Genomic DNA, 14,525 nt, shown 5'->3' with positions numbered 1-14,525 from the left:
CATGTAGGTGTGCAATATACGCCTAAGTTATTTTTCAGCAAATGGCTGTATTCTTTCCATATAGAACGATGCGGCACAGAATAGATGTAAGTCGTAAAAAGATTGCAGATGAACGTCGTAAGGATAGTAGCCGGAATACAATCGGCATAAGGTGAGGCAGCAAGAGCCACACCGAATTATACAGACAGACCGCCAAACAGGCGGCTGCGGATTGAAAGGGATGGGTAACTATGGTGCGTTTGATGACGTCCAAATTGGATATTGCTTATGAGGATCGCCTGATTGTCGAGGATTTGAATATTAAAATTCCACAGGGGCAGATAACAGCGCTTGTCGGTGCGAACGGATCAGGAAAATCGACCATTCTTAAGACGATGGCGCGGATTATGCAACCGAAAAACGGCTCCGTTCTGCTCGACGGCAAATCGATTCACAAGCAATCCACACGCGAAGTTGCCAAGCAGCTCGCCATTTTGCCACAAACCCCAACTGCACCGGAAGGGCTGACTGTAACCGAACTAGTATCATACGGTCGGTTCCCATACCAAAAAGGCTTTGGTTCGATGAAGGCGGAAGACAAAGAGAAGATCTCTTGGGCAATGGAAGCGACAGGCATGCTCGATTTCCACGATCGTCCCATCGACCAGTTGTCCGGCGGTCAACGCCAGCGCGCCTGGATCGCCATGTCACTGGCACAGGATACCGATATCCTATTCTTGGATGAGCCGACCACCTATCTCGATATGGCGCATCAGCTGGAAGTGTTGCAACTGCTAGAAAAACTCAATGCTGATGCCCATCGCACCATCATCATGGTCGTGCATGACCTGAACCACGCATCCCGCTACGCACACCATATGATCGCGATCAAACAAGGCAAAGCGATCGCCGAAGGCTCACCAACCGAAGTCATGACCTGCGACGTTCTGCGCGACGTATTCGGCATCGAAGCCGACATCGTCACCGACCCACGCAGCGGCGTGCCCCTCTGTCTGCCATACGCCCTCGAAGGCAACGTGCAAGCAGCCCTGAACGCCGAACAACAAGTCAAAGAAGTCCGCCAACACGGACACATCCTGCAAGCCGCACGAAACTAATCCATCCCAATCGCATCCGCATAAAATAGAATCATGCGCTATAAATCACAAGACATAAAAGAACCCACCGAGTAAGGCTACCAACCTTCGTTGGGTTTTTTACATGCGGAATGATGTGGAGCGTACTGTGGTAGGACTACTACAAGGTGTTAAGCTTTTTGAAATTGATGCAAGCCGCACGGAACGGAGGGAAGGAATACGGGAAAAGGACGACTTTGGAGGGGCGGGAATCTTCATTTACTTCCATTCCAAAAGATTCACGCGGCTCCACCCAAGGACGTTCCCGTATTCCTTCTCGAAGTGAATGCTGCCTACATGCCATCATTTCAAACAAGTCAACACCCTAAATCACACCCCAAATGTGAAAATTTGAACAAACTATGAACATTCCCCAAACTCCTTGCATTGTGACATTTATCACAATATAATAATCACATAAGGTGAAAACATTCACAACCAACGTTTTCAACTATACCCCATCAGGCAATACATCTTTACCGGAATCGGAATCCGAAACAGGCAACGTTTCTCCCCGGTTCCTCCATGTACCTTTTGGACAGCTTTCCGCAGACGAATGTTCATCGCAAACTCCCATCTGCATCTTCAGATCGCTGTCCTCTCTTTTTACTATCAAATGTGAATGTATTCACTAAGTTGTCTCTATCAGCGAACAGAACGCTGAACGGAGCAGATGTCACTGACGGAATGGATAACTTATTTGCACCACATACAAAAATATAGAGTTACACACAGGAGGAAGAAACCATGAAAGTAGCAGTTATTGGATGTACTCACGCAGGAACCGCCGCCATTGTCAACACCGCCAAATTGTACCCGGACGCTCAGATCACCGTGTACGAACGCAATGACAATATTTCGTTCCTGTCTTGCGGTATCGCGCTGTATGTCGGTGGTGTCGTAGAAGATGCGAACGGGTTGTTCTACTCGTCGCCACAGCAACTAGCTGAACTCGGTGTGACCACCAAAATGCTGCACGAGGTCACTTCCGTCGACACCGACGCCAAAACATTGACTGCCCGCGATCTGACGACCGGAACCGAGCTAACAGATACGTTTGACAAATTAATCGTTACAACTGGCTCGTGGCCGATCATTCCCAAATTCCCGGGTATTGAACTAGATAATATCGTATTGTCTAAGAACTTTAATCACTCGAATACAATTATTGAGAAAGCCAAATCTGCCAACCATATCGTTGTTGTCGGTGCTGGATACATCGGTGTTGAGCTGGTCGAAGCGTTCCAAATGAACGGCAAACAAGTGACGCTGATCGATGCCGAAGAACGTATCCTGAGCAAATACCTTGATCCTGAATTTACCGCTCGTACCGAAGAAGTGCTGACACAGCAAGGTATCCAGCTGGCGTTGAATGAGAAAGTGGTACGCTTTGAAGGCGCCGACGGCAAAGTAAACACCGTCGTTACCGATAAAGGTACACACACCGCTGATATGGTCATTCTGTGCATCGGCTTCCGTCCACAAACCGAACTGCTGGCAGGTCAGGTGGATATGCTGCCAAACGGTGCAATCATCGTTGACAAGTACATGCAAACAAGCAAAAAAGACGTGTACGCCGCTGGTGACAGCTGTGCGATCTTCTACAACCCAACCCAGCAACACGCGTACATCCCGCTGGCAACCAATGCGGTACGCATGGGTACACTCGTTGCCCGCAATCTGGTGAACCCGACGACCGAATATCTCGGTACACAAGGCACTTCCGGTATCAAAATTTATGAAGAAAATATCGCTGCAACCGGTATGACCGAAGTCGCTGCACGTCTTGCTGGTCTGGACGTAGAAACATCGACCATTCACGACAACTACCGTCCTGAATTCATGCCAACCCATGAGAAAGTGACTCTGAAAGTCGTTTATGAAACAGGTAGCCGTCGCATTCTTGGTGCACAGATCATGTCGCACGCCGATCTGACGCAATCGATCAATACGATCTCGGTATTCATTCAGGCGCGTATGACGGTTGATCAGCTCGCCTTTGTCGATTTCTTCTTCCAACCACACTACAACAAACCGTGGAACTACCTGAACAGCGTCGGTCTGCAAGCACTGCCACAAGTCGCGCAAAAAGAAACCGTGAACGTGTAATCATATCTGCATAGGATACAAGTTCATTGTAGTCGCCATCTGATGATGGCGGCTTTTTTATTTGGCTGTCTGCGTGGATGTATGGTGATGAATTTCGCAGTTTATCGTAAAAATTCTCTTCATCGTGATAAATGTTACTTTTTTCACAAAGTAAATTCATTAAAATTGAAATATGAAAATATCCGCTAACCGAAACGGATGACCATACATTCAAAGGAGAGAACCCTTCATGGCTTACTACAAACCGCAGCAAATCGCGATGAATACGATTGACACTGGAGTGACCAAAGCACGCTCCAGCTGGACGCAGATGCTGGTACTTGGATTTTTGGCGGGTGCTTTTATCGCACTTGGATTTTTGTTAGATATTCGAGTGATTGCCAGCATGCCGGAAGAATGGGGTAGCTTTGCCAATTTTGTCGGAGCTTCGCTATTCCCGGTCGGACTCGTTCTGGTGCTCATCGCTGGCGGGGAACTGTTAACTGGAAATATGATGGCTGTGCCGCTGGCACGCATGGCACGTAAAATTACAACGATGGAAGTAGCGCGCAATCTCGTAGCGATTACGCTTGCGAATATGCTTGGTGCTTTGTTCGTCGCTTATTTCTTTGGACATATCGTTGGTTTGACGGAAACTGGACCGTATCTGGCGAAGACAGTTGAGATGGCGGGGCACAAGCTGGAAGGAACCTTCTTGCAAATGTTCATTTCCGGTATCGGTTGTAATTGGTTGGTGGCACTGGCTGTGTGGCTGTCGTACAGCGCAGACAACATCAGCGGCAAGGTGCTAGGCATCTGGTTCCCGACGATGGCGTTTGTTGCCATTGGATTTCAGCACGTTGTCGCCAATATGTTTCTGATTCCAGCAGCGATCTTTGCAGGTCATTATTCATGGGCACAGTATTTTATGAATTTCGTTCCCGTTTGGCTTGGTAATCTGACTGGTGGTGCGTTGTTTGTTGCTTGCGCGTATTTTGCCGCATATATCCGTCCAACCAATGCAACCATTCCAGCAGCAGGCAATGCCAGTGGGCAGCACGGTGTATCAACACAGTCAGCGCTGAACGAACATACAGCAGCTTCCGCGACGGCGATGCCATTGCAGCATAGCGAGCAGACGCATTGATGCAATCCTGATCTATAGCACATTACGCAAGTAGGATCATTTATGATCCACGATACAAGAAGTCAGCCGGGACGCCCATGTTGCACAGGCGAAGTCCCGGCTTTTTGCTTATTATTACAGGTCTCATTTCACAAATTGATAGCTAAGTAGGTTTCGAGTTGTAAAATTGGTTTAAATGATAAGATACGGGTAATAGTATAGATTGTATATGGTATAGTGGTATACATGGTTTGTGAAATGGTTAATTTTGTACAGAACGATTCTCGAGGTGCAAGATGGAAAAGATAAACGAACTAATTGAAAAGCAACAAGAAATGGAACAGGAGCTAGCTAGGCTTCGGCTCAAGTTGGACGATCATGAGCAGTCATTGATGATTGCCGAGCAAAAAGCCGAGAATAAGGCACGCTTTATATCCATGCTTAGCCATGAAATCCGTACACCGATGAATGGCATTCTGTCCATGATTGAACTTTTGCAAAACACATCTTTGGATGAAGAACAGCAAAGTTATATGGGGATACTGAATGGCAGTAGTGAAGCGTTAATGGCGCTCGTTAATAACCTGCTGGATATTGGCAAGATGGAAGCTGGTAAGTTGAAATTGAATCGCGATCCGTTTGATCTGATTAATACAATTGAAGATTTGACATATGCGTTATCGCCTCGTGCATTTGAAAAAGGCGTACATGTTCATCTGAATGTACATTCAGATATTCCCCTGTTTGTCATCGGCGATGCACTCAAAGTCAGACAGGTGATTATGAATTTATTGCAAAACTCTATCAAATTCACGAAACAAGGAGATATTACAATCTCGCTGTTTCTGTTGCCAGATGAGCAGCCAGATCGCTTGACTGTCAAGATTTGCGTAGAAGATACAGGGATTGGTATTCCGAAGGAACGCTTGGCGCATATTTTTGAAGCCTATACGCAAATGCATGAGCAGAGCGAGCATATGCATCAAGGCACTGGACTTGGGCTGGCTATTTGCAAGCAACTCGTTGAACTAATGGGTGGAACGATTGAAGCCAAAAGTATGGATGGTGTAGGTACAGCGATTGATATCGTGCTGCATTTTGAACGGTATACAGATCTGCCGTCGATTCCGTTCCAAAATAACGTCTTGCATGATACTCGTATTTTACTGTTGGAGAATAATGATATCTGTCGTACATTGCTTCGCAATATGCTAGATGAGTGGAATGCGCAGGTGACAGTTATTCATGAGATGGATGAACGGTTCTTTGATGAATTGTATCATCATGAATATGATCTCGTGCTAGTGGATCTCGTGCTGATTGATCGTGAACGCTGGATGAAAGAGCGAATGAAGATTCAGAAGCAGCCGTTATTCTTGCTAGCTCCTCTTGGTGAGAAGGTAGAAGGAGAATTCCGTGATACCTTTGAAACGGTTATTCCTAAGCCGATTCGCAAATTGCATCTGCTGAATAGCATTCTGGCGCTGCAACAAGGGAAACGGTAATGAAGTGATATAGCCAGATTATAAATACAACGAGATCATAACTAAAACTAGCTTCTATTGATGTAGCTAGGTGAAAATGAGAAGGTTTGACCGTGCCAATGAATGGCATTCGTCATCTCGGCTATGTTGCAAAGAACCCAAATTGTCGAACAATCATCGGAACAGAATATATAAAGAAACAGGACCTGCATCTTCAGAGCAGGTCCTGTTTTGATTTGATCAATAATTAGGCAAAATGAAATCCGCCATAATTCGGTTCGGGGGAACGAAACCGTAGTATGGCGGATTCCGGGAGTGGTCCATGATATGACAGAAGGTAAGAATGAAGGGGACATCACTCTTGCCAAATGCCGTTACTTATTGTTAAACGGTAAGTGTGTGATTGAAACATAGCTATATTCGAAAAAACGAAAAATTTCTGCTTTGCTATTTTGTATGCCTATACGTAGGAAAAGAATGCCGATAAATCGCACATACATATCGCAAATACAGTAAGTCGAAATGCTATTTCGGCATTGTTTATCATCTGTCGAAACGTTCAACTCAGACATCCTGCACCATATCTTCGGCATCGCCATTTGAACCGGTCATACGGTAAGCGACAGCAGTTAACAAGGTATAGTATTCCTCGTACAGCTGCTCCAATGTCGGAGACTGTGGATATTTCATCTATATTCAACTCCTTATCAATGTAAAGCGGCAATGAAGATGCTTGCCCGTTGCGATTGTGATCAAGCATACTAGACTTTATGTGTTTGACGAGATGGCGTTAGCGTGTATGTTTGGCTATTTGCGCTGTTTAGCTAAGTTCCGTAGCAAGTTAAGCCAATAACAGGTCATTGCCTTCATTATACATGCTCAGATCGGAACTGACATTGGAATGAGGATAGAAAGGAATACATCATGCGCTGGCTCAAATCATATCCAAAGGAAATTCAGGTGTTTTTGCTTGCCAGTCTGCTCAATGCGGCAGGCGGGTCGTTAATGTGGCCGCTCGTTACGTTGTTTGTGTATCAGGAGCTGGGGCGTCCGATGCAGGATGCTGGTCTAGTGGTGCTATTGCAATCGCTGGGCGGCATTATCGGGCAACTGTTGGGTGGTTCGCTATATCATCGACTCGGTGTGCGTAAGCTAATCGTGGGATCGCTGCTATTCAATGGACTGTTTTTGTTTACACTGCCTTTTGTCAGTACGCACTGGTACTGGTTTATGGGTGCGATGGTAATGATCGGGCTGTTCAACTCTATGTCGATGCCAGCGATTCAGGCGTTTATCGGGTTTCGCTTTGCGGATCGGCGCGGGGAGCTATTCAATATCGTGTATGTTGCTAACAATATCGGGGTAGCGCTGGGAACGGCGTTATGCGGTGTGCTAGCAGATATTTCGTATTATTTGTCGTTTGTGATTAATGGATTGAGTTGTGTACTGTTTGCCGGATTTTTCTTCGTTTATTTAAGCAAAATCGGTACGGGCGACAGTCAGCATATCGACGATAACAATCCCGGTCGTCCGAAAGCGGGACGTGGGGAAAGTGCGGGCTGGTTGCTGGGACAGGTACGCATTTATCTGTTTATGGGTGTGGCGACTTTGTTTCTGTGGCTGGGCAATTCGATCTGGAATACCGGGGTATCGCCGTTTATCGTTAGCTCTGGTCTGTTGATCAGCTATTATAGCCTGCTGTGGACGATGAATGGCATTCTGATCTTTGCCGGACAGCCATTCATTCACTTGATTCGGCGGTGGTTCGCTAATACGGCGCAGGCGCAGATGACGGCGAGCGCAGTTTTTTACCTGCTCGGGTATATCGTCATTCTAGGTTTTCACAACTATCCTGCGTTTATCGTAGCGATGATTCTGACTACGTTTGGCGAGATGCTGATCTCTCCGGCGATTCCGTCGTTTGTGTCTGAGCGGACGGGGGCGTATGCGCCATTTTATCTCGGTGTCGCTGGTGGCATCGGTGCGGTTGGTAGGGTAATTGGCCCTTATGTGATGGGGATATTCTACGATCAGGGTGGATTGATTCCGGTGACATGGGTCGCTGTGATTGCAGCTGTATTGTCGCTCGCATTTTATCTGGTTCATAGTGTTGCGCAGCGCGGAGTGATGCTGAAGCCTAGACAGTAAGCTTGCCTTTTGGAAAGTAGAAAGTAGTACCATTTGGCACAGCACAGCACAGCACAGCACAGCACAGCACAGCACAGCACAGCACAGCACAGCACAGCACAGTAAATAGACAAATTGTGTCTGCATAGCGTATCGAAAAGCACTCTTTTTGCAGAAGAGTGCTTTTTTTGCTGGTATTTATTTTGTTCATTCCTGTTTATAATTTATTCAAGTCGTCTTTGCTCAAGTTTGGCTCAGGATGACTGTAGATGAATGTACTCCAGATCGAAAGGAGTTCCTGTCATGCCGATTCGTTCCGTACCGAATATCACCATTCGCCTGTCTACTATGAAGGATGCAAGGCAGCTGATGCAGCTAGATCAGCTTGTCTGGAATCATATCAATACACCGTCCGTCTTTTATTGCACAACCCGCCGTGAATATTTACAAGCTTGTCCGCCGGGCAGCCAATTGCTGGCGGTACAGGACGATGTAATCTGCGGATATGTTGGGTTTGCTTGTCCGCAGTCGTTTGCCGTTAGTCGTCATGTATACGATATTCACATCGCTGTTCATCCTAACTATCGTCGGCTCGGTGTCGGCGTCAAGCTGCTGGATACGTTATGCCGATATGCACGCCAGCAAGGTATTCGCAAGCTGACCCTACGCGTATTATCGACGAACGAAGAAGCCGTCCATTTTTACGACAAATACGGATTCGTCGAAAATGGACGGCTTCAGGAACAATTCTATATTCACGGACAATATGTGGATGACATTTTGATGACGTACTGGTTATAGATTACAGGTTATAGGATTGCTGGCCGTAGACACTTTTCGTGATCAGTTCGGTCAGCTCTTCCTTTTGCGCCCGGTATGTATCAGGCGTCAGGCTTCCGTTGATCAGCCTTTGCATGAGCATGTCGTTCATCTGGGACACCTGCAGGTCAATCACAGCCTGTGGGTCTTTCTCGTTGCGGCGTGCTGTATCCGCGAGTGTTTCACCTTCATACAGATCATCATAGACATCCTCATCTGAAGTGGCGCCGACTGCACTCAGGAACGGGTCCTGCTGTTCACGGACAACAGAGGAAGCAGTGGACGTTTTGACGGCTGCCTGTGCATTCGCTTGTTCTCCGAGTAACATACTGCTAATGGCAATGCCGAGGAACAGTGTGCTGATCATCGCTTTCCCTTTGCGGGCGCGGTGATTGATGTTCGTGCGTTTCATATGGATACCTCTCTTTGCGTTTGCTTTCATAATGGTGGTGCAACCCTATCATAAACGTGCTGGCTTAAATCAAACTTAAATTGGTGTAAAGAAATGATGAAAACTAGATAATCATTATTTTTTTCATCATTAAATACAAGATATAAAATAAATTGTCTTTAAAATACTAAACGTAATATAATTATATGAAAGTTGAGTTTGAAGTGATCAAAGGAGGAACAGTTTATGACTTTTAAAGCTGAGGTATTTAGAATACTGATTGCCTCTCCGGGAGATGTAGGTAATGATAGAGATATAATTCCTCAAGTAATCAGTGAATGGAATGATCTTAGAGCAGCTTCATCTAATATTGTAATTCTTCCAGTAAGATGGGAAACTCATTCAGCGCCTCTATTAGGGGAACGTCCTCAACAAGTTATCAATGAACAACTAGTCAAAGATTGTGACCTATTAGTAGGTTTATTTTGGACTCGTATAGGTACACATACTGGGTTATCAGAGAGTGGCACGGTTGAAGAAATTGAGTACTTCATTAAGTCGGGTAAACCGGCTATGATATATTTTTGTTCCAAAGCAGCTGAGTTAGATAAAATTGACATAGACCAGTTTAAACAACTGACTGAGTTTAAGGAAAAGTTACGTCCTATTGGACTTGTTGAAAGTTACAGTGGCTCGCAAGATTTGAAAGAAAAATTTGCCAGACAATTGGCAATCAATATTGAACATCTTGTGAAAAATAAAGGATCGATACCTATTTCCAAAAAAACTATTAGTAAGCCGGAAATTCTAGAAGTAATGAAAGATAGATCTATTTATATAGAAGATTATGAGAAAGATGGTGAGATTCGCAGCTTCCTAGTAAAAGGGGATACTGCACAATTAAAAAATCAATTAAAAGAGTTTGGCGGAAGATGGAATAAAGGATTAAAAGGGTGGGTATTCCCGCAATCTAGAAAAATAGAAATTACAGAATTTTTAAAAAAACATTCTTGAAAATAAAGAGTTGAATTTCTAAGCTTTAGTTATCTAAAGAGAAGTTCAACTCTTTACCATAAGTACATAATTAATATTATTAAGTGTGTGTAGGAGATTATATACCTACCGCTTCAACTTCCATTCCTGCTGCAACATCCCATACACTGCATGATCCACATACCCCGATGGCAGTAGCTCTGCTTCCCGAATAATGCCTTCCAAAATAAATCCAAGCCGCTCCGGTACTGCCCGGCTACGCTTATTCGCGGTGGCACAGCGGATCTCCACCCGGTGCAAATTCAGCTCCAGCATCGCATAATCCAGCATCGCCCGCAGCGCAGAAGTAATCAGCCCATTGCCTTGAAACGACTCGCCCAGCCAGTAACCGATGCCGACCGAGCGGTGATTCCAGTTGATCTCGTGAAAGCCGATAATACCTGCCAGCTGGTCTTTGTACCAAATCCCCGCGTTGAAGCCGCCATTTTCCAACGCCTGTGTCAGACTGGCGCGTACGAAGTTCTCGCTGTCCTCGACCGACGTATTGGCATCCACCCAGGGCAACCACTGACGCAGATGACTGCGGGACTGATCGATCAGCTGATAAATGTGACGCGCGTGCGCAGGTTCCAGCGGTCTTAATTCAATCTCTTCATCCAGAATGTATGTAAACATGCAGTGCTTCCTCGCTTTCGTGGTCTAACGTGCAAAGACTGGATCAGAATTACCGTTTGCGTAGAGCAGTTCGCTGTTCGAGCGCATAAATATCTTCTTCGATGCCTGCCATCCGTTCGTTAACGAGTGTACGGCAATCGGCAAGTGCCTGATTGTACATATGCGGACCGATTTCTTTTAATACAAAGTCCAGCACGCCATCTGCTGCCAGCTCACCGATCATCTCGCCGCGCTCCATTTCAAAAAATTGTTGGATGTTGGCAATCAGTGTATCGCGGGTTTCACGGGACAGTTTGATCTGGTTCATCATACACACTCCTTGGATTCTATAATAGTGAATTTGTTATGCAGTCAGTCATGATATTCATCTATGCTACCGTATTCGCCGATCTTCGTCAAAAGGGATTTTGCGGGGAATATAGCGTTTTCATTACCATTTCGCGTGACTGTAAAAAGCCGCTTATCCTTGCCTAAGTCTATATAACCGTTATAATAGAATGTATTGAACAGAAACTGAACGATGAAAGGTTGATAGGTGTGGAGAACCCAAATTTGACTCCTTCTAACTTTATTAAAACAATCATTACCGACGACCTGAAGTCCGGCAAAGTGAACAACATTGTGACTCGTTTCCCGCCGGAGCCGAACGGTTATCTTCATATCGGTCATGCCAAAGCCATCTGGGTGAATTTTGCGTTGGCTGACGAATTTGGTGGCAAAACGCATCTGCGCTTTGACGATACGAACCCTGCCAAAGAAGACGAAGAATATGTCCGTTCCATTGAGGAAGATGTAAAATGGCTGGGCTATGAATGGGAAGGTAAATATTTTGCTTCCGATTACTTCGACTTTATGTACGAAAAAGCCGAACTGCTGATCACCAAAGGTCTTGCTTATATCGACGACCAAACCGCTGACCAAATTCGCGAAAATCGTGGTACGCTGACCGAGCCGGGCAAAGACAGCCCGTACCGCAATCGCAGCGTCGACGAGAATATGGAGCTGTTCCGCCAAATGCGTGACGGCAAATTCGGCAACGGGGAAAAGGTACTGCGTGCCAAGATCGACATGTCCTCGCCGAACATCAATATGCGTGATCCGGTCATTTATCGTATCGCGCATCTGGAGCATCATAACACAGGTGACAAATGGTGCATCTACCCGATGTATACCTTTGCCCATCCGCTGGAAGATGCGTATGAGAAGATTACCCATTCCCTGTGTACGGTGGAGTTTGAAGACCAACGTCCATTTTACGATTGGGTTATCCGTGAGTGCGATGTCGATGCCGAGCCGCATCAATATGAGTACGGTCGCCTGAATGTAGCACAAACGCTGACCAGTAAGCGCAAGCTGAAGCTGCTTGTGGACGAGAACATTGTAGACGGCTGGGATGATCCGCGTATGCCGACAATCTCTGGTTTGCGACGTCGCGGCTTCACACCGGAAGCACTGCGTTCCTTCGTATTCGAGACCGGGATCTCCAAAAGTCAGGGTATCGTCGATCTGCAAATGCTAGATCACTTTGTCCGTGAAGATCTGAAATTGACTGTACCGCGCACGATGGGCGTACTGCGTCCGCTGAAAGTGGTCATTACCAACTATCCAGAAGGACAAGTGGAGATGCTGGACGCGGAAAACAACCCGGAAAACGAAGAGATGGGCATCCGCCAAATTCCGTTTTCGCGCGAAATTTATATCGAGCAGGATGACTTTATGGAAGAACCGCCTGCCAAGTACCACCGCCTGTATCCGGGCAATGAAGTGCGTCTGAAGCATGCGTATTTCATTAAATGCAATGATTTCGTCAAAGATGCCGACGGCAATGTGACTGAGATTCATTGTACGTATGATCAGGAAACGAAGAGCGGCACTGGCTTTACCGATCGCAAAGTGAAAGGTACCATCCACTGGGTCGAAGCGACACAAGCTGTACCGGCAGAATTCCGTCTGTACGAGCCGCTGATCAAAGCCGAGGAAGAAGAGCTGGTCGAAGAAACTGCTGGTGGCAACGATGAGATTCCAGAGAAAACATTCCTTGATTCCATCAATCCAAACTCACTGGAAATCGTTCATGGTTTTGTCGAGCCGGGTCTGAAAGAATCACAAGGCTATGATCGTTATCAATTTTTCCGTCATGGGTATTTCAGTGCTGATCCGAAATACACGATGCCGGGCGATCCGGTGTTTAACCTTGTCGTATCCATGAAGAGTTCGTTCAAGCTGCCAAAAGCGTAACGGTAGCACAAATGCAGCATGGATATTGCATCTGTAGTTCATTGAACGAGGATACAAAGTATCTTGGATTTTATACAAAAGTCGCGGTTCCCTGTAACGGAGCCGCGACTTTTTTGTTGGTTATTTGATTTTTTGTTGGTTATTTTGCTGGTTATATATTATATGTCTTCATCCGGCAGACGGTAGTCGGTACGCCGGATATTCAGCCACATGAACGCAAAGCCAATTGCGCCTAGAAGTGACAGTGCGACACCTGCCAGATACATTTGCTCGGAACCGAAATTCTGAAACAACCAGCCGCCGAGGAAGCCGGCAACGACACCGGAGACACCGCTCCATGTCATCGTATACAGCGCTTGCCCCGAGCTGCGGAACGCATTCGGTACGAACATCATCGTCAATTGCGTACCTACATAGAAGTATCCGCCAAAGGTCACTGCATGCAGCAATTGGATGAAAATGACTTGCAGTGGACTCACCGCTTCTGCCATGAGCAGCCAGCGTAGCGTGAATAACAGACTGACGAGCGCCAACCAACCGATCATAAAGGACACTTTACGTTTTAGAAACCGGTCAAATAACAGAAACAGCGCCGCTTCAAAGATCGAGGATGCGAATACAGCCCATCCGACCATACTTTTGCTGCCGCCGAGTTCAATCACATACAGAGACAGAAAGGTGCTGTTCATCATATTCGGAATCGAAACGAGCACACCGAGCACGATAAAGCCGATAAAATACAAATTGCTCCCGATCTGCTTCAACGCGGTCAGATTCATAACAGCACCGCCGCCGGGCTGCTTCGCCTGTGCAGGTAACATCAGCATCAGCGCAATCGCTACGAGCAGCAACATCGTAAATACATTACCAATTCGTGGCACACCGAGATAATCAATGATCGGTCCGGCACAAACCGCAGTCAATGCCCATCCAAGCGAGCCATACAATCGAAAGCCACCAAATTTGTAAGGTGTACCGTCGATATAGTTGAGGATCAGTGTGCTGGATTGTGCAAACATCGGTGTTTGGAAAAAGAAAAAGCATGCCATGACAATGTACATCACCACATAATCGTTAAGATGGAAAACGATCTGTACGATTAGCAGTGTACCAGTCATCATCAGTAGTAGCACTAGCCGTACATTTTGCAGCCGGTCACCCAGATAGCCCCAGAACGGGTTCGCGAACAACGATATAAAAGGTCCAATCGCCATCAAGGCGCCAATCTCACTCTGGGTCATGCCGATATCTTGCAAATATAATTGAAAGAAGCTGGTGAAGATCACCATCGTTCCATAAATAAAAAAGGTATACCACCGAAGTGTGGTAAAGGCAGACTTGACTGGGTATGAATCCACGATGCGACAATCCTTTCCATGGGACATTGCATTTACTGTATCATTAGTTGTAAGGGGATACAAACCATTTTGTATGAAAATGCGGCTATCTGCGGGTTTATGAATCTAGAT

13 protein-coding genes are annotated in these 14,525 nt (G+C 46.1%); 8 read left to right on the top strand and 5 right to left on the bottom strand.

Features of this window, described 5'->3' with window-relative positions; all coding sequences use genetic code 11:
• The first annotated feature begins 230 nt into the window (after positions 1-230).
• From ACDE64_RS21210 to ACDE64_RS21195, 4 genes are all read left to right on the top strand, one after another.
• Positions 231-1,097, top strand: coding sequence for an ABC transporter ATP-binding protein (locus ACDE64_RS21210; RefSeq protein WP_411348194.1), 867 nt, complete (start codon positions 231-233; stop codon positions 1,095-1,097).
• A 765-nt stretch (positions 1,098-1,862) separates the two neighbouring features.
• Positions 1,863-3,224: an FAD-dependent oxidoreductase gene (locus ACDE64_RS21205; protein ID WP_411348193.1), complete on the top strand. Its 1,362-nt coding sequence runs from the start codon at positions 1,863-1,865 to the stop codon at positions 3,222-3,224.
• A 229-nt stretch (positions 3,225-3,453) separates the two neighbouring features.
• Positions 3,454-4,350 (top strand): formate/nitrite transporter family protein, encoded by an 897-nt coding sequence (locus ACDE64_RS21200; protein WP_411348192.1) that lies wholly within the window; start codon positions 3,454-3,456, stop codon positions 4,348-4,350.
• Between the two features lie 275 nt (positions 4,351-4,625).
• Entirely contained in the window at positions 4,626-5,834 is a 1,209-nt protein-coding gene (locus ACDE64_RS21195; RefSeq protein ID WP_411348191.1) for an ATP-binding protein, read from the top strand.
• A 543-nt stretch (positions 5,835-6,377) separates the two neighbouring features.
• Here the strand turns inward: ACDE64_RS21195 and ACDE64_RS21190 are convergent.
• Complete coding sequence (locus tag ACDE64_RS21190) at positions 6,378-6,503, bottom strand: sigma factor (RefSeq protein WP_411348190.1); 126 nt, start codon at positions 6,501-6,503, stop codon at positions 6,378-6,380.
• Positions 6,504-6,737: 234 nt separating this feature from the next.
• Between ACDE64_RS21190 and ACDE64_RS21185 the strand changes: the two genes are divergently transcribed.
• Both ACDE64_RS21185 and ACDE64_RS21180 read left to right on the top strand, forming a co-directional pair.
• Entirely contained in the window at positions 6,738-7,961 is a 1,224-nt protein-coding gene (locus ACDE64_RS21185) for an MFS transporter (protein ID WP_411348189.1), read from the top strand.
• A 282-nt stretch (positions 7,962-8,243) separates the two neighbouring features.
• Positions 8,244-8,741 (top strand): GNAT family N-acetyltransferase, encoded by a 498-nt coding sequence (locus ACDE64_RS21180; RefSeq protein WP_411348188.1) that lies wholly within the window; start codon positions 8,244-8,246, stop codon positions 8,739-8,741.
• A 1-nt stretch (position 8,742) separates the two neighbouring features.
• Here the strand turns inward: ACDE64_RS21180 and ACDE64_RS21175 are convergent, their stop codons facing one another.
• Positions 8,743-9,171 (bottom strand): hypothetical protein, encoded by a 429-nt coding sequence (locus tag ACDE64_RS21175; RefSeq protein WP_411344039.1) that lies wholly within the window; start codon positions 9,169-9,171, stop codon positions 8,743-8,745.
• Positions 9,172-9,396: 225 nt separating this feature from the next.
• Here ACDE64_RS21175 and ACDE64_RS21170 point away from each other — a divergent pair, with 225 nt between their 5' ends.
• Complete coding sequence (locus ACDE64_RS21170; protein ID WP_411348187.1) at positions 9,397-10,164, top strand: DUF4062 domain-containing protein; 768 nt, start codon at positions 9,397-9,399, stop codon at positions 10,162-10,164.
• Between the two features lie 105 nt (positions 10,165-10,269).
• Here ACDE64_RS21170 and ACDE64_RS21165 read toward each other — a convergent pair whose 3' ends face one another.
• Both ACDE64_RS21165 and ACDE64_RS21160 read right to left on the bottom strand, forming a co-directional pair.
• A complete protein-coding gene (locus ACDE64_RS21165) occupies positions 10,270-10,818 on the bottom strand; it encodes a GNAT family N-acetyltransferase (RefSeq protein ID WP_411348186.1) in 549 nt (182 codons plus the stop codon).
• 49 nt (positions 10,819-10,867) lie between these two features.
• Positions 10,868-11,128: a DUF2164 domain-containing protein gene (locus ACDE64_RS21160; protein WP_411344035.1), complete on the bottom strand. Its 261-nt coding sequence runs from the start codon at positions 11,126-11,128 to the stop codon at positions 10,868-10,870.
• Positions 11,129-11,355: 227 nt separating this feature from the next.
• On the opposite strand from ACDE64_RS21160, the gene ACDE64_RS21155 reads away from it, so the two are divergent.
• On the top strand, positions 11,356-13,056 hold the full coding sequence (locus ACDE64_RS21155; protein WP_411348185.1) for a glutamine--tRNA ligase/YqeY domain fusion protein: 1,701 nt from the start codon (positions 11,356-11,358) through the stop codon (positions 13,054-13,056).
• A 158-nt stretch (positions 13,057-13,214) separates the two neighbouring features.
• Here ACDE64_RS21155 and ACDE64_RS21150 read toward each other — a convergent pair whose 3' ends face one another.
• Positions 13,215-14,414, bottom strand: a complete 1,200-nt coding sequence (locus ACDE64_RS21150) for an MFS transporter (protein ID WP_411348184.1) — start codon at positions 14,412-14,414, stop codon at positions 13,215-13,217.
• Positions 14,415-14,525 lie beyond the last annotated feature (111 nt).

The organism is Paenibacillus sp. WLX2291 (genome assembly GCF_046603665.1).
Lineage (GTDB): Bacteria > Bacillota > Bacilli > Paenibacillales > Paenibacillaceae > Saccharibacillus.
The sequence above is the reverse complement of the archived record's forward strand: the minus strand, read 5'-3'. Positions and strand labels throughout refer to the sequence as shown.